General features: G+C 72.7%; 12 protein-coding genes and 1 pseudogene. 5 read left to right on the forward strand and 8 right to left on the reverse strand.

Annotated features, from left to right (window positions below):
* Positions 1-62: 62 nt before the first annotated feature.
* The 8 genes and pseudogenes from J2W20_RS19205 to J2W20_RS08530 form a co-directional block, all read right to left on the reverse strand.
* A pseudogene (locus J2W20_RS19205) lies at positions 63-164 on the reverse strand (zinc-ribbon domain-containing protein); the annotation flags it as partial.
* The gene (locus J2W20_RS08500; protein WP_307006061.1) at positions 161-2,722 is read right to left on the reverse strand and encodes a transglutaminase family protein; all 2,562 of its coding nucleotides are present in this window, start codon (positions 2,720-2,722) and stop codon (positions 161-163) included. The pseudogene J2W20_RS19205 and the gene J2W20_RS08500, both read right to left, overlap by 4 nt.
* Positions 2,719-4,110, reverse strand: a complete 1,392-nt coding sequence (locus J2W20_RS08505; protein ID WP_307006062.1) for a DUF58 domain-containing protein — start codon at positions 4,108-4,110, stop codon at positions 2,719-2,721. Before J2W20_RS08505 ends, J2W20_RS08500 begins: the two co-directional genes overlap by 4 nt.
* Positions 4,111-4,118: 8 nt before the next feature.
* Positions 4,119-5,090 (reverse strand): AAA family ATPase, encoded by a 972-nt coding sequence (locus tag J2W20_RS08510; RefSeq protein WP_307006063.1) that lies wholly within the window; start codon positions 5,088-5,090, stop codon positions 4,119-4,121.
* A gap of 150 nt (positions 5,091-5,240) precedes the next feature.
* Positions 5,241-6,488, reverse strand: a complete 1,248-nt coding sequence (locus J2W20_RS08515; RefSeq protein ID WP_307006064.1) for an adenylate/guanylate cyclase domain-containing protein — start codon at positions 6,486-6,488, stop codon at positions 5,241-5,243.
* A complete protein-coding gene (locus tag J2W20_RS08520; protein WP_307006066.1) occupies positions 6,488-7,078 on the reverse strand; it encodes a PH domain-containing protein in 591 nt (196 codons plus the stop codon). The genes J2W20_RS08515 and J2W20_RS08520 overlap by 1 nt, the downstream gene beginning before the upstream one ends.
* Positions 7,071-7,961: a biotin--[acetyl-CoA-carboxylase] ligase gene (locus J2W20_RS08525; RefSeq protein WP_307006067.1), complete on the reverse strand. Its 891-nt coding sequence runs from the start codon at positions 7,959-7,961 to the stop codon at positions 7,071-7,073. Before J2W20_RS08525 ends, J2W20_RS08520 begins: the two co-directional genes overlap by 8 nt.
* A 39-nt stretch (positions 7,962-8,000) precedes the next feature.
* Positions 8,001-8,861, reverse strand: coding sequence for an SDR family oxidoreductase (locus J2W20_RS08530; RefSeq protein WP_307006068.1), 861 nt, complete (start codon positions 8,859-8,861; stop codon positions 8,001-8,003).
* A 205-nt stretch (positions 8,862-9,066) separates the two neighbouring features.
* On the opposite strand from J2W20_RS08530, the gene J2W20_RS08535 reads away from it, so the two are divergent.
* The 5 genes from J2W20_RS08535 to J2W20_RS08555 all read left to right on the forward strand — a co-directional run bounded on the left by J2W20_RS08535 (position 9,067) and on the right by J2W20_RS08555 (position 15,086).
* Positions 9,067-10,650, forward strand: a complete 1,584-nt coding sequence (locus J2W20_RS08535) for an acyl-CoA carboxylase subunit beta (protein WP_307006069.1) — start codon at positions 9,067-9,069, stop codon at positions 10,648-10,650.
* The gene (locus J2W20_RS08540) at positions 10,647-10,901 is read left to right on the forward strand and encodes an acyl-CoA carboxylase subunit epsilon (RefSeq protein ID WP_307006070.1); all 255 of its coding nucleotides are present in this window, start codon (positions 10,647-10,649) and stop codon (positions 10,899-10,901) included. Before J2W20_RS08535 ends, J2W20_RS08540 begins: the two co-directional genes overlap by 4 nt.
* A 90-nt stretch (positions 10,902-10,991) precedes the next feature.
* A complete protein-coding gene (locus J2W20_RS08545; RefSeq protein ID WP_307006071.1) occupies positions 10,992-12,716 on the forward strand; it encodes a DUF885 domain-containing protein in 1,725 nt (574 codons plus the stop codon).
* A 172-nt stretch (positions 12,717-12,888) separates the two neighbouring features.
* Positions 12,889-14,289: a dicarboxylate/amino acid:cation symporter gene (locus tag J2W20_RS08550; protein ID WP_307006072.1), complete on the forward strand. Its 1,401-nt coding sequence runs from the start codon at positions 12,889-12,891 to the stop codon at positions 14,287-14,289.
* Between the two features lie 182 nt (positions 14,290-14,471).
* Entirely contained in the window at positions 14,472-15,086 is a 615-nt protein-coding gene (locus J2W20_RS08555; RefSeq protein WP_307006074.1) for a TetR/AcrR family transcriptional regulator, read from the forward strand.
* The last annotated feature ends 60 nt before the right edge of the window (positions 15,087-15,146 follow it).

The raw sequence follows: 15,146 nt of genomic DNA on the forward strand, positions 1-15,146 counted from the left end.
CCCCCGCTGCGGCCCGCAGGCGCGCGGCCCGAAGGCCCCCGCCCACCCGTGTGGGCCGCCGGCGCCCCGCAGACGGGGCAGAACAGCGCACCTTGCCGGACCATACTGCCACACGCAGGACACACCGATTCGGGCCCCGCGCCGGGCGGCGCCGACGCGGTCACGGGGCACCTCCCGGGGTCCTGTGCTCCGCCGCGGCCCCTCGCCTGCCCCGCAGGCGCCGGAGCACCGGAGCCGGGCCCGTCGCGGGTGCGGGGTCCGCGCCCGGCGCGGCCGAGCTGCGGGCGGCCAGTGCCGCCCGGGCCTCGAGCAGGAGAGAGCGCGGCGAGAACCTGGCCCGCTGCCGTCGCCAGAAGCCGAGCGAGCCGCGCACGGCCGCGATGGAGCTGTCGACGTCGGCCCAGTAGGCCTCGACCTCGGTGTCGCTGGGGCGACCCGCCCCGAAGACGGCGGCGTCGGCGCGGCGGGCGAGCATCGTCGTCGTTCCCGCGGTGTCCGGGAAGGCCTCACCGAGCGCCGCGGCGGTCTCGCGGCGGGTCGAACGGGCATCGAGGCTCGCGCCGAGGTCGGTCGCGAAGTTCGTGTACTCGCGCCAGCCGCCGCTCACCCGCTCCGCCGGGTGTTCCGCGGCCAGGCGGCGCCGGCGACGGCGCAGCTTCAGCCACGCGACCAGCGCGAGGGGCAGCGCGAGGACCGCGACCGGGATGAGCCCGATGCCCACCGCGGCGAGGATGGGCCCGAGGATGAGCCAGAAGTTCTCCTTCTTCTGCTCCTGGTCCAGCACATCGGGACGGGAGTCCGGAGGCAGCTCGACCGGCGCCTGGGGCGGCGGCGGGGGCTGGAGCACCTGCGGGCGCGGCTTCGACTGGGCCTGCGGGTCCGGCGGGATCGGGACGTTGTTCTTCGGCGGCGTCGGGTCGAACGGGACCCAGCCGTAGCCCTCGAACGCGACCTCGACCCACGCGTGCACGTCCTTGCCCCTGATGTCGATCTTGGTCCCGGCGGGCTGGGGCTTCTCGGGGTAGAACCCCATGACCACGCGGGCGGGGATGCCGAGCTGGCGGGCCATGAGCGCCATCGTCACCGAGTACTGCTCGTCGTCTCCGACCATCTGCTTGGCGGTCAGCATGGCCCGCAGCCGCCCCGCGCCGTGGCCGGAGAGGCTGGGGACCTGGCCCTCGGCGATGAGGCCGTTGCTGAACGCGCCGAACTTCTGGAAGTAGGATTCGAGGGTGCGTACCCGCTCGAGCGGCGTCTGGCTGTCTCCCAGGATGTCCCCGGCCTTGGCCTGGAGCACCTGCGGGACGCCGTCGACGGCGGGCAGGCTCACCGGGGCGAACTGGGCCTGGGCCAGCTGGGCGTCGTCGGGTCGCTTGGGCTCGAGGACGCGGACCGCGTACTGGTCGCCCGAGGACAGTCCGGCCGTGGAGATGGCCGTGTCCGTGAGCGGGTTGAAGTAGAGGCCCTCCGCCGCCGGGCTGTTCTTGTTGCCGAAGGCGATGCCCGTCGTCGTCCGTCCGCCGGGGAGGAAGTAGCCGCGGTAGTCGCGCACGGTGACATCGAGGGTGTACGGCGTGCTGGCCCGGGACGGCTCGTCGGCGGCCGCGATCGAGGCCGCGTCGCCGACCTTGGCGAACGAGCCTGAGCCGGACTGGTCGACGTTGGCCACGGTGCCGTCATAGGCGTCGAGGGCAGCGAGCCGGACCCGGCCGCCCTGGGGCAGGCCGGAGACGGTGAACAGCACCGAGTCCCGCTGGTCCTTGACGAAGCTGCGGAAGCCCGAGAGCGGGCTCACGTAGTTGTGCGGGTCGAAGGGCGGCACCACGCGGTCCCGGAGGACATCGCGCTGCGCGCCCGCCGTGACCGCCGGCGCGAGGGCCAGCGTCGCCGACGCTGCGACGGCCACGACGGCGGCGCCGAGGCCCACCCGGCGCAGCCGGGCCGCGCGCGCCGAGCCGGGATCGGCCACGGTCGTCTCGCCCGACACCACGCGCGCGGTCTCGACGCGCGCGGCCGAGCGCCGGAACGAGGACCACACGACGCCGATCACCGCGAACGCGACACCGCGCGGGAGGGCCAGGAACGCCTCGTGGGTGCCGAAGGCGATCCCGACCACGAACAGCACCGTGACCGGCATGAGCGGCCAGTACGGCCGGCGCAGCCGACACGCGAGGAGGCCCGCCGCGAGGCAGCACACGAACGCGCTGAGGTAGGGCACCACGAGCATCCCCGAGCCCGTGCCCAGCGGGGCGGCGACGGTCAGGTTGTCCTTCCACGACACGACGATGCCGAGCAGGAGGGTGCGCAGCGAGGCGAGGGTGGGGATGAAGCCGCCCGCGGAATCGTCCGGGGTGGCAACGAGTCCGCCTACCAGGAGGTAGGCGAGGAACGCCCCCGCCGTGCCCACGAGCCAGCCGGGGCGCAGCGCGGAGACGCCGAAGGCCGCCGCGAGGCCGAGCGCCGCCCCGGTCAGGCCCGCGAGGACGTAGTGCGGGTCGCCGCCGTACGCGAGGTGGAAGCCGGCGATGCCGAGCGCCGCGAGCACGAGGATGGCTGCGGCGTCGACCGCGTGGAGCCAGGGGTTCCGGCCGGCCCAGAAGCCCGGCCGCGGCGCGCCGCCGGCCCGGCCGCCGGTCCGCGGACTGCCCAGGCCCGCTCGCGCGGCGGCCCCCGCCCCGTCTCCGGCGGGGCGGCGCGGCCGCATGCGGGTGGTCTCGCTCATGCCGCCGCCTTCCGCAGCACCGGGCCGAGGTCCTCGAGGGTGCCGACTGTGAGGACGGCGAGGTCAGCGATGCTGGCCCGTCCGGGGGCGGCGCCGGCCTCGCAGCGCACCGCGAAGGTGCGGATGCCGGGCGGGATGGAGGCGGCCGCGGCGCGCAGCTGGGTCGGGGTGACGGCCGTGCCCACCACGAGGAACACGACCGAGGCGTTCGGCACGGTGTCCGCGGTGGAGCGGGCGGCGTCGACGGCGGTGGGGCGCATCGGGGCGCCCTGCAGGCGCGTCAGGTCGTCGAGGTAGTGGCGCGGGCTCTCGGTGCGCAGGGGCCCGCGCTGGGTGAGGGCGCTCAGCTCGCGCTGCTCGGCGAGGGCCTGACGGCCGATCGAGCCCGCTACCGAGACGGCGAGCTCGAAGTCGTCCTCGGTGCCGTACTCGGCGAGGTTCGCGGACAGGCACACCGCGAGGTGGGCCCGTCGCGTCTCCTCGAACTGGCGCACCATGAGGGTGCCCGTGCGGGCCGTGGTCTTCCAGTGGATGTGGCGCCGGTCGTCGCCGGGGATGTACTCGCGCAGCGCGTGGAAGGACACGTCCGAGGTGGCGAGCTCGTTGGTGGGCATTCCCTCGAGGTCACGGATGAAGCCGGCGGCCGAGGTCCCGAGCACGGCAGTGCGGGGATGCACATACAGGTCCTGCGGCTCGGTCCAGACGACCTGGCGGCGCAGGAGGCCGATCGGGTCGGCCCGGACCGAGCGGACCGGTCCCACCACGATCACGGCGCGCCGCTCGGTGGGGATCGTGAAGAGGTCCTCGTGCGGGACGCCGGGACGCATGCGCGGCAGGTGGAACACGGCCGTGGCGGCGCCGACGGGCAGCTCGAGGAGCGACGGCGCCACGGGGCGCGGGGACGTGGTGACCACCTCGATGCCGCCCACGGCGCTTTCGCCCACGGCGACCCGGGTTCGCGCGAGGTCGAGGTCCACCGCGTAGGAGGAGCGGCCCAGCACGAACACGACCGAGAGGACGAAGAGGCTCGCGGCGAGCAGCGCCGCGGCGGTCGCCTCCTGCCATCCCCAGGCCGCGCCGGCGACGGCCAGCAGCACGGCGGCGAGCCCGACCGCCCAGCCGAGCGGGCTCACCACCGAGAGGGTCGGGTGCAGGCGCGCCCGGTACAGTGCGCCGGCGCGGACCAGCGTCGGCGCCGCGTACGAGCGCCCCAGGCCCGCCGCCTCCCGCCAGAGCGAGGCGGGGTGCAGGCGCGGCCGCGGCGAGGAATCGGGCTTCGGCGCGGCGCCGGCCGGACGGGTTCCGGGGGGTCCGCTGGTTCCGCTGCGTGCGGGCAGGCGACGGGCGACGGCGTCCCGCGCCGCCGCGAACGGGTTGCGGGTGGGCATCGCCGGGCTCACACGCCGGCGCGGGACTGCGGAGCGGCGACCTCACCCAGGACGCGGTCGAGGACCCGGTCGGCGGTGACCCCCGCGAACTCGGCCTCGGGATCCATGACGAACCGGTGGGTCCAGACGACCGCCGCGAGCTCCTTGACGTCATCCGGGAGGACGAAGTTGCGCCCCTGCGCCGCGGCCCAGACCTTGGCGGCCCGGACCATCGCGATCGCGCCGCGCACGCTCACGCCCAGACGGGTCTCCGGGGCGTTGCGCGTCGCCTCGCACAGCCGCGAGATGTACTCGAGCACGGCGGGGTCCACGTGGTTCTGCGCCACGAGCTCGGCCATCTCGGCGACCGCGTTCGTGGTGATGATCGGGGAGAGCTCGCGCGAGCGGTCCTTCACGGACGCGCCGCCGAGGAGCCGCACGGTCGAGGCGTGGTCGGGGTAGCCGATCGAGGTCTTGATGAGGAACCGGTCGAGCTGGGCCTCGGGGAGCCGGTAGGTGCCTGCCTGCTCTATCGGGTTCTGGGTGGCCATCACCATGAAGGGCCGCCCCGCCTCGTAGGTCACGCCGTCCACGGTCACCCGGGACTCCTCCATGACCTCCAGCAGCGCCGACTGGGTCTTGGGCGAGGCCCGGTTGATCTCGTCGGCGAGGACGATGTTGGCGAAGATCGGGCCCTTGTGGAACTCGAACTGCTGCGTCTTCTGGTCGTAGATCGTCACGCCGGTGACGTCGGAGGGCAGCAGGTCAGGGGTGAACTGGATGCGCGAATTGGTGCCCTGCACCGTGGCGGCCAGCGCCCGCGCGAGCGAGGTCTTGCCCGTCCCGGGGGCGTCCTCGAGGAGGATGTGGCCCTCGGCGAGCATCGCGGTGAGCGCGAGCCGGACCACATGGTCCTTGCCGAGTACCGCCTGGCCCACGTTGCCCGCGAGCCGCTCGAAGGTCTCGGCGAACCATGTGGCCTGTTCTGTCGTCAGCGTCATCCGCTCCCCCTGGAATGTGTGTGCTCTCTCCACCGGCCCGGGCCCCGAGCCCCGGCGATGTCCCCGGCACAGCCTAGTGCCTCGCCGTCCGGGCCCGCGATGGGGAGGACTCCCCCGGCGTCCGGACGCGTGCCGCGGGCGCGCGGCCGGTCAGTCGAGGACGATGCCGGGCCCGGTGCCGTGGCGCAGGGACACCGGATGGATCTCGCCGAAGCCGCGGACCATCTCGGGCTCTCGGTGCTCGAGGACGAACCGCTCGTCGCCCGTGAGGGCCTTCGCGGTGACGTCGTCCACGAGGACCTGGCCCGGCTCGGCGATCGCGGTGAGGCGGGCGGCGAGATTCACGGTCGGGCCGTAGATGTCCCCGAGCCGGCTCAGCACGCGCCCCCAGACCATGGCGACGCGGCACTGCGGGAGGATCTCGTCCTCGGCGAACTCCTTGGACAGGGCCAGCGCGATCTGGGCCCCGGCCGCCGGCGTCTCGGCGATGTAGAGGACCTCGTCCCCGATCGTCTTGACGAGGCGGCCGCCGCCCACGGCGATGATCTCGGAGCAGCGGTTCTCGAACCGCTGGACCAGCTGCGCGAGGGTGCGCTCATTCATCCGGCGCGAGAGCGACGTGTAGGAGACGAGGTCGGCGAAGCCGACGGCGCGCGCCAACGGCAGCGGGGCGTCGTCCTCCGTGCCGTCGCGCCCCTCCTCGCTCGAGTCGAGCCCCGCCTGGGCCCGGACCACGAGGCGCTGGACGCCCGCGGCGAGCTGGCGGTGCCACGAGTAGACGAGCACCTCCTCGAGCGGGCCGACCAGGTCCGGCAGCCGCTCGAGGAGGGCCACACGCGCCTCCGAGTCGCTCATCCCCTGGCTCGAGATCATGTCCTCCACGAGGGCCTCGACCTGCCACACGACCATGCGGTCGGTCATCTGTCCGATCGCCCGGGCCACCGAGATCGCGGCCTCCTCGGTGAGCTTGCCCTCGCGGACCAGGCGCGGCATGACCTTGAGCGGCTCGAGCTCGGCCTGCGTGAAGGCGAGGTCGTCGTCCGTGAAGTTCGGCATGCCCAAGGCCCGCCAGAGCTTGCGGGCCGAGTACAGGGAGACCCCGGCCGCGGCCGCCACCTCGCGGCGCTTGAGTGTGCGCTCGCCGCCGAGCAGGAGGACCTCGATGTCCTTGGACGTCATCCGCCGGGCCTGCCGGGGGCCCTGGCCGGGAGCCCCGGCGCCGGGGTCCCCGGCTGCGGGACGCCCGGCCGGGCCCTCCTCGTCCAGGGGCTCGTCCTCGACGGGCAGGCCCTCCTCGTCCAGCGGCTCCAGGAAGGCATCGTCGAGGGAAGAGGCCTCGAGGGCGGCACCCCGCTCCTCGGAGTCCTCCCGGGGCACCCCGCCGTTCGGCTCGTCCATCAGTCCTCCCTCAGTTCCCACGGAAGCGACGCATCGCTGAAGTCAGTGATCTCGTCGCCAGGATCCGGCTGACGCTCCTGGAGCGGGAGCTCCTCGATGGCGTCGAGGATGAACTGGCTGAAACGGCGCACTTCCGGCACGTCGGTCAGCGTGAGCTGCGCCGACTGGCCCGAGGTCAAGGTTATCGTCCCGGACCTGAGCATCCCCTGCATGAACCCCTGACTCACGTGGACATCGCGCACGAGCGAGAGCGGCATTCCGCGGTCGCTGCGGGTGAGGCCGCGCTCGCGGCGGAGCACGCGGCGGCTCGTGAGCACGTAGCTGACGGAGCGCCACGCGAGCAGCTCGCGCAGGCAGTACCCGACGAGGACCCAGACCGCGGCCGCGGCGGGGACGAGCGGCGACCAGGAGTAGGTCCCGGCGGGGAGCCAGGGGACGATCGCCTCGAGGCGGCCGCGCGAGAGCCAGCCGGCGGCGAAGGCGGCCGCCCCGCTGACGAGGATGAGGACGAGGGCGGGCAGCACGAGCATGCGGCCCTGGCGCCGCGTCCTGACGATGAGCTGCTCCCCCGGGTCGAGGAGCCTACGCATAGCCGCCGTCGGCCGGGCGGAGGTGGACCACGTCGCCCGCCGCGACCGAGTGGCGGGTACCGTCCTCTTCGACCACACGCAGGGCGCCGTGCGCGTCGAGGCCCGTCGCGCGGCCCACGAGGGTCTGCCCCCCGGGCAGCTCGACGCGGACGCGCTTGCCGAGGGTGATGGTGGCGTCCTCGACCTGGCCCCAGAGCCCGCGGCCGGCCGCGAGGGGCGCGTCGGGGTCGCCGTCGACCGCGCAGAACTGCCGGTATCGGCGGGCGAACGCGGTCAGGTAGGCGGCGAGGATGCCCTCCCGGCGGTGTTCGCGCCCGGTGGCGATGGCCAGGCTCGTCGCGGTCGGGACCGGAAGCTCGCCCTCCGCCTGCCCGACGTTGATGCCGGTGCCGAGCACGACGGCGGGTGGGGCGCCGTGCGCTCCCGGGGCGAGCTGGGCGAGGATTCCGGAGATCTTGAGCCCGTCCACCACAACATCGTTGGGCCATTTGACGCTCGCCTCGACCCCTGCCGTCTCGGCGAGGGCCTCGCGGAGCGCGAGCGCGGCGAGCGGGGAGAACCACGAGTAGCTCTGCGTGGGCAGCGGCCGGCCCGCGGCGTTGTGGGGGCGCAGCACCACCGACACGGCCACGGCGACCCCGACGGGGGACTCCCAGTGCCGGTGGAGGCGTCCCCGGCCCGCGGTCTGGTGGTCCGCGACGAGGACGGAAAGGTCTCCCCATCCGTCGGGGTCCGCCTCCGCACGGCGCAGGAGTTCGGCGTTGGTCGAGTCGATCTCGCCCACGACCTCGAGCCGGGACAGCCCGGCCGCGCGCGCGAGCCCGGGACCCAGGAGCGTTGCGTCGAGGGGTCCGCGGGACTCTGGCTGCGCGTGGTCGTCCATGCCTGAATCCTATCGAGGGGCGCCGGGGCGCCCCGGATCTCAGAGGAAGATGTCCTTCACGAGGCGGTCCTCGGGGGCGCCGAGGCTGTAGGGGGCCAAGTCGGTCACCCCGGCGGCGGCGAGGGCCTCCTCGTCGGTGAAGAACCCGCCGGTGGTGGTGCGGGGGTCGCTCGTGAGCAGCACGTGCGCGGCGTCGGCCACGATCTCCGGACGGCGTCCGGCGGTGGCGAGGGCGTCCCCGCCGGGCATGTTGCGGATCGCGGCCGTGTCGATGAGGGTGGCCGGCCAGAGGGAGTTGACGCCGATCCCGGCGGGACGGAGCTCCTCCGCGAGGCCGAGGGTCGTCAGGCTCATGCCGTACTTGGCCATCGTGTAGGCCAGGTGCCGGCCGGCCCATGCCGGGTCGAGGTTGATGGGCGGCGACAGGGTGAGGATGTGGGCGTCGGCGCCGGAGGCCGCCGAGGCACGCAGCGCGGGCAGGGCGAGCTTGGAGAGCAGGAACGTGCCGCGGACGTTGATGTCCGCCATGAGGTCGTAGCGCTTCATGTCCACCGCGTCGGTCGTGGAGAGGTCGATCGCGGAGGCGTTGTTGACCACCGCGTCGATCCCGCCGAACCGCTCGCGGGTCGCGTCGACGGCCCGCGCCACGTCCTCGTCGCTGCGGACGTCCCCGACGATCGCGAGGGCCGATCCGCCCGCCGCCTCGATCTCCTCCGCGGCCGTGTACACGGTGCCCGCCAGCTTGGCGTGCGGCTCGGCGGTCTTGGCCAGGAGGGCCACGTTGGCCCCGTCCGCCGCGGCCCGCTTCGCGATGGCCAGCCCGATGCCGCGGCTGCCGCCGCTCATGAGGATGGTGCGGCCCGCCAGCGAGCTGGCGGCGCCCGGTGTGATGCTCGTCATGGTCCCAGTGTACGGGATCTTGTTACTGGCCAGTAACAAGATCTTCGCGCCGGGCGGGACCCACGCCGGCCGGCGCGTCGAATTTGTAGGGTTCCTACACAGGCCTCGCCTCAGGGCCTCATTAGACTGAGGGGACGTCTCCGCCCTTTGTGCGGACCCTACAGAGCCACCGTGCGTGCGCTACGGACCGAGAGCTGGAGTGAGTGTGACCCACGACCTGACCACCACCGCAGGCAAGATCGCGGACTTCCGCGACCGGCGGGCGGCCTCGCTCGCACCCTCGGGCCAGGAGGCGATCGAGAAGCAGCATGCGCGCGGGAAGAACACGGCACGCGAGCGCATCGACATGCTGCTCGACCCGGAGAGCTTCGTCGAGTTCGACACCCTCCGGGTGCACCGTTCCACCGCGTTCGGGATGGAGAAGAAGACTCCGCTCGGCGACGGCGTCGTTTCCGGGTACGGCACGGTCGACGGGCGGCTCGTGGCGGTCTACAGCCAGGACTTCTCGGTCTACGGCGGATCGCTGAGCCAGGTCAACGGCGAGAAGATCGTCAAGGTCCAGGAGTTCGCCCTCCGCAACGGCTGCCCCGTGGTGGGCATCAACGACGGCGGCGGCGCGCGCATCCAGGAGGGCGTGGCCTCCCTGGCCATGTTCGCGGACATCTTCCGGAACAACGTGGCCGCCTCGGGCGTGGTCCCGCAGATCTCGCTCATCATGGGCCCGTGCGCGGGCGGCGCGGCGTACTCCCCGGCGCTCACGGACTACGTGGTGATGGTGGACAAGACGAGCCACATGTTCATCACCGGCCCCGACGTCATCAAGACCGTCACAGGCGAGGAAGTGGACATGGAGACGCTCGGCGGCGCCCGCCAGCACAACGCCACGACCGGCACCGCGACCTACCTCGCCTCCGACGAGGCCGACGCGATCGACTTCGTCCGCGAGCTCCTCGACGTGCTGCCCTCGAACAACCTCGTCGAGGCCCCCGTCCTCGACTCCGAGCAGGAGCTCGAGCAGACGGACGAGGACCTCGCCCTCGATGCGCTCGTCCCGGACTCGCCGACGCAGGGCTACGACATGCGCGCTGTGATCGAGGGGATCCTCGACGACGGCAACTTCCTCGAGATGCAGGCGCTCTACGCGCCGAACGTCATCATCGGCTACGGCCGCATGGAAGGCCACACGGTCGGGATCGTCGCGAACCAGCCCATCCAGTTCGCCGGCACGCTGGACATCGCGGCCTCCGAGAAGGCCGCCCGGTTCGTGCGCCACTGCGACGCCTTCAACATCCCGATCATCACCCTCGTGGACGTCCCGGGCTTCCTCCCCGGCAAGGACCAGGAGTTCCAGGGGATCATCCGCCGCGGCGCGAAGCTGCTCTATGCGTACGCCGAGGCGACCGTGCCGAAGCTGACCGTGATCTGCCGCAAGGCCTACGGCGGCGCCTACATCGTCATGGGCTCCAAGAAGCTCGGGGCGGACCTGAACCTCGCGTGGCCCACCGCGCAGATCGGCGTCATGGGCGCCCAGGGCGCGGTCAACATCCTGTACCGCCGCGAGCTCGCCGCCGTCTCGGCGGAGGGCGGGGATGTGGAGGCCAAGCGCGCCGAGCTCATCCAGCACTATGAGGAGGAGCTCCTCAACCCGTACCAGGCGGCCGAGCTCGGGTACATCGACGCGGTCATCGCCCCGTCGGAGACCCGCGTGCAGCTCCTGCGCGGCCTGCGCGCCCTCCGCGACAAGCACGCGTCGATGCCCGCCAAGAAGCACGGGAACATCCCCCTGTGAGCGCGCTCCCGCAGACGCCCCAGACGCACGACGGCGGGGACTCGCCCGCCGTCGTCGCCGCGCCGGTTCTCTTCTCGGTCACCCGCGGGGACCCGACGCCCGAGGAGATCGCGGCGCTCACGGCCGTGCTCGCCACGCTCGGCGGCCCCGCCCCCGAGGCCGCACCGGCGGCGCCGACGCGCCGCGAGCGGATCCGCCGGGCGACGCTGCGACCGCGGCACATGATCGCCCAGCGCCGCGGCCGCGCCTGACGCCCCCGGACCCGGGCCGCGGCCCTCGGACCCGCGAGATATGTGCACGGGTTCTTTCACGTGTCGGTGCGCCGCGCTAGGCTCGTGGGCGTGACGCAGAACACTGACCAGAACCAGCACAGCTCCGCCGGCACGCGCGCGCCCAGCGCCCTCGATGCCATCGCCGACGAGTTCACCCGCAAGCTGCTCGACCTCGACCCGGCCCTCGCGACCGAGCTGGGCTACCCGGGCCACGAGACGGAGTACCCCGACTACTCCCCTGCCGGCCTCGCCGAGCACAGCGCCCTCGTGCAGCGCACCCTCAGCGCCCTCGACGCCGCGGCCCCCGCGGACGAGATCGACGAGGTCACCCTCGACGCGATGCGGGAGCGGCTCGGCCTCGACGCCGAGCGGTACGCCAGCGGCTGGGTCGCGGCGACGCTGAACAACATCGAGTCGCCGGCGCAGTCGATCCGCGCCGTCTTCGACCTCATGCCCACGGGCACCGCCGAGCAGTGGGGCCACATCGCGGGCCGCGCCGCCAACGTCCCCGCCGCGGTCGAGGGCTACATCGCCTCGCTCCGGGCGGCCGCGGCGGACGGCAAGGTCTCGGCGGCGCGCCAGGTGCGCGTCGTCGTCGGCCAGTGCCGCAAGTACGGCGCCGAGGGCACCGGCTTCTTCGCCCGGCTCGCCGCGGACGCGGCGCTCGACGGCGGCGCCCGCTTGCCGGAGGACGTCGCCTCCGCCCTCGCCGACGGCTGCGCGGCCGCCGCCGCGGCCTACCGCGGGCTCGCCGACTTCCTCGAGGGCGAGCTCCTCCCCCAGGCGCCCGAGGAGGACGCCGTGGGCCGCGAGCGGTACGCGCTCGAGTCCCGCAGATTCCTCGGCGCCGCGGTCGACCTCGAGGAGACGTACGCCTGGGGCGTGGCCGAGCTCGACCGCATCATCGCGGAGCAGGAGGCCGTTGCGGAGCAGATCAGGCCCGGCGCCGGCATCGCCGAGGCCAAGGCCGCCCTCAATGCGGACCCCGCCCGGCAGCTCAAGGGCACCGACGCGCTGCGGGCCTGGATGCAGGAGCTCTCCGACCGGGCCGTGGCGAACCTTGCCGGGACCCACTTCGAGATCGTCGGCCCGATGCACCAGCTCGAGTGCATGATCGCCCCGACGCAGGATGGCGGGATCTACTACACGGCGCCGTCGGACGACTTCTCCCGGCCCGGCCGCATGTGGTGGTCCGTCCCGGAGGGCGAGGACACGTTCACCACGTGGGCGGAGACGAGCACCGTCTACCACGAGGGCGTCCCGGGACACCACCTCCAGTGCGCCACGGCGGTGTACCGCCGCGAGCTGCTCAACGACTGGCGCCGGAACATCTGCTGGGTCTCCGGGCACGGCGAGGGCTGGGCGCTCTACGCGGAGCGGCTCATGGACGAGCTCGGCTACCTCGCCGACCCGGGCGACCGCATGGGCATGCTCGACGGCCAGCGCATGCGCGCCGCGCGCGTGGTCTTCGACATCGGCGTCCACCTCGGGCTCGAGGTCCCGGAGCGCTGGGGCACGGGGACGTGGACGGCGGAGAAGGGCTACGAGTTCCTCAAGCAGAATCTGGACGTCTCCGAGGGCCAGCTCGACTTCGAGTTCAACCGCTACCTCGGCTGGCCCGGGCAGGCGCCGTCCTACAAGGTGGGACAGCGGCTGTGGGAGCAGGTCCGCGCCGAGCTCGAGGCGGAGGTCGCCGCCGCGGGCCGCGAGTTCGACCTCAAGGAGTTCCACACGCGCGCCCTGAACCTCGGATCCGTCGGTCTGGACACCCTCCGCCGCGCCCTGACCTCCTGAGGCGCCGGGCGAGGCACGTGACATATCCCACCCAGGCCAGGGGAATAGCGTAACAAAACAGCGTGACGGCGCGGCATTGAGGGGATCCTTCCCCGGCCGCGCCGTCACACTGCGCGTCACATGAGGAAACACAAGCTTCGTATGGTACAAATCTCCGCCCTAGCGTAGACGGGTGAGCATCTCAACCAGCACCGCGCGCACCGCGCGCCGCCTCCCCGCGTGGGCCACGGCGTTCGGCCCGCAGATCATCGCCGCACTCGTCGTCGGCCTCGCCCTGGGCCTCCTCGCGAAGTACACGGGCAGCACCAAGGCCAGCCCGAACGCGCTCGGCGCGACCCTCGCGACCATCGGCAGCAGCTACGTGAGCCTGCTCCAGACCGCTGTGGTCCCCCTCATCTTCACCGCAGTGGTGAGCTCGATTGCGAACCTGCGTCAGGTCTCCAACGCGGCCAAGCTCGCCTGGAACACCCTGCTGTGGTTCGCGATCACCGCCTTCATCGCGGTCATGATCGGCATCACCCTGGGCGTCGTCTTCCAGCCGGGCGCCGGCACCGGCATCACCCAGCAGGCGAAGTACACCGGCAAGAGCGGTGACTGGTGGGCCTTCCTCACCGGCCTGTTCCCGCACAACTTCCTCGGCCTCGGCGCCACCTCGACCGCGGGCGACGGCGGCGCCGTCACCACAACCGTGTCCTTCAACGTCCTGCAGATCCTCGTCATCGCGATCGCCGTGGGCATCGCGGCACTCAAGGTCGGCGCGAAGGCCGAGCCGTTCCTGAACCTCACCCGCTCGGCCCTCGAGATCATCCAGAAGGTGCTCTGGTGGATCATCCGCCTCGCCCCGCTCGGGACGATCGGCCTCATCGGCAACGCCGTCGCCGTCTATGGCTGGGACACCATCGGCGCCCTGGGCAAGTTCGCCGTCGCGATCTACGCGGGCCTCGTGCTCGTGCTGTTCGTGGTCTACCCGATCCTTGTGAAGTCGCACGGGCTCTCCGTCAAGCAGTACTTCTCCGGCGTGTGGCCGGCCGTCCAGCTCGGGTTCGTCTCCCGCTCCTCGATCGGCACGCTCCCGCTCACCCAGCGCGTCGCCGAGCGCAACCTCGGGGTCCCGCAGGGCTACGCGTCCTTCGCCGTGCCGCTGGGCGCGACGACGAAGATGGACGGCTGCGCCGCGATCTACCCGGCCGTCGCCGCGATCTTCGTGGCCCAGTTCTTCGGCATCAACCTGGACTTCAGCCAGTACCTGCTGATCGTCCTCGTCTCGGTCCTCGGCTCGGCCGCGACCGCCGGCACCACCGGCGCCGTCGTGATGCTGACGCTGACGCTCTCGACGCTGGGCCTGCCGCTGGCCGGCGTGGGCCTGCTCCTGGCCATCGACCCGATCCTGGACATGGGCCGCACGGCGGTCAACGTCGCGGGCCAGGCGCTCGTGCCGACCATCGTCGCCAAGCGCCAGGGCATCCTCGACGTGGAGCTCTACAACGCCCCGCGCCACGGAGACCCGTTCAACGACGAGTCCGAGTCCGCCGCCGAGCAGACGCACGACGGCGAGCTGGCCGCCGCGCGCTGACCCCCCGGCCGGGCACGCACGCCCCGCCCACCCCCAACGCCGCATCAGGACATGCCGCAATCCCCACCGGATTCGGGCATGTCCTGATGCGGCGTTGCCGTCTCCGTGTCAAAGCACCTGTCCCGAGCCGATCTCGACTCGACAACTTGCACGCAGTGCAAACTTGCACGTAGTGTCATGGGGTGACCCCTGAAACCGCGTCGCGCCGCGAGCTGAACAAGGCCGCGACCCGCGAATCCATCATCGCCGCCGGACTCTCCCTCGCCTTGTCGCGCGGACTCGGCGGCTTCACGGCCGAGGAGCTGGCCGATGCCGCTGGCGTCTCCCGGCGGACGTTCTTCAACTACTTCGGAAGCGTCGAGGAGGCCATCGCCGCCCCGACGTTCGGCTTCCTCGACCGCGCCCTCGACCAGCTCCGCGAGCGGCCGGCGGACGAGCCCCTCCTCGAATCCGCGCTCCACGTCCTCACCGGCCTCGCGGACAACGACCTCATCGAGCCGATGGCCCAGTCGTTCCTCGTGGCCGCCGGCCACGACCCCCTCACGCGCTTCCAGCTGCAGGCCTTCGACGACTGCGCCGACAAGATCGGCGCGGCCATCAGGGAACGCCACCCCCACCTCGGCAACGACCTCTACGTGGCCGCCCTGGCTGGCAGCGTCATCTCCTGCGGCAAGGCGGCCCTCGAGACCTGGATGGCCGAATCGGGGGGCGACCTCTCGCCGTCGTCCCTCACCCGGCTCCGCAGCCTCCTCTCCTCCGCCATCACCTACCTCAAGACCGGCTTCGCCGCGCCGTGAGGCCCTTCCACTGCCACGTCCGCACCACCGCCCCGTCCGCTCCGTCCTGAATAGGTAAGG

The organism is Sinomonas atrocyanea (assembly GCF_030812675.1).
GTDB classification, from domain to species: Bacteria; Actinomycetota; Actinomycetes; order Actinomycetales; family Micrococcaceae; genus Sinomonas; species Sinomonas atrocyanea_B.

Excerpts from the sequence above, each read along its gene's own strand:
- J2W20_RS08515 (WP_307006064.1), bottom strand. The coding sequence starts at position 6,488 with ATGGACGAGCCGAACGGCGGGGTGCCCCGGGAGGACTCCGAGGAGCGG.
- J2W20_RS08500 (WP_307006061.1), bottom strand. The coding sequence starts at position 2,722 with ATGAGCGAGACCACCCGCATGCGGCCGCGCCGCCCCGCCGGAGACGGG.
- J2W20_RS08520 (WP_307006066.1), bottom strand. The coding sequence starts at position 7,078 with ATGCGTAGGCTCCTCGACCCGGGGGAGCAGCTCATCGTCAGGACGCGG.
- J2W20_RS08530 (WP_307006068.1), bottom strand. The coding sequence starts at position 8,861 with ATGACGAGCATCACACCGGGCGCCGCCAGCTCGCTGGCGGGCCGCACC.
- J2W20_RS08505 (WP_307006062.1), bottom strand. The coding sequence starts at position 4,110 with ATGCCCACCCGCAACCCGTTCGCGGCGGCGCGGGACGCCGTCGCCCGT.
- J2W20_RS08510 (WP_307006063.1), bottom strand. The coding sequence starts at position 5,090 with ATGACGCTGACGACAGAACAGGCCACATGGTTCGCCGAGACCTTCGAG.
- J2W20_RS08525 (WP_307006067.1), bottom strand. The coding sequence starts at position 7,961 with ATGGACGACCACGCGCAGCCAGAGTCCCGCGGACCCCTCGACGCAACG.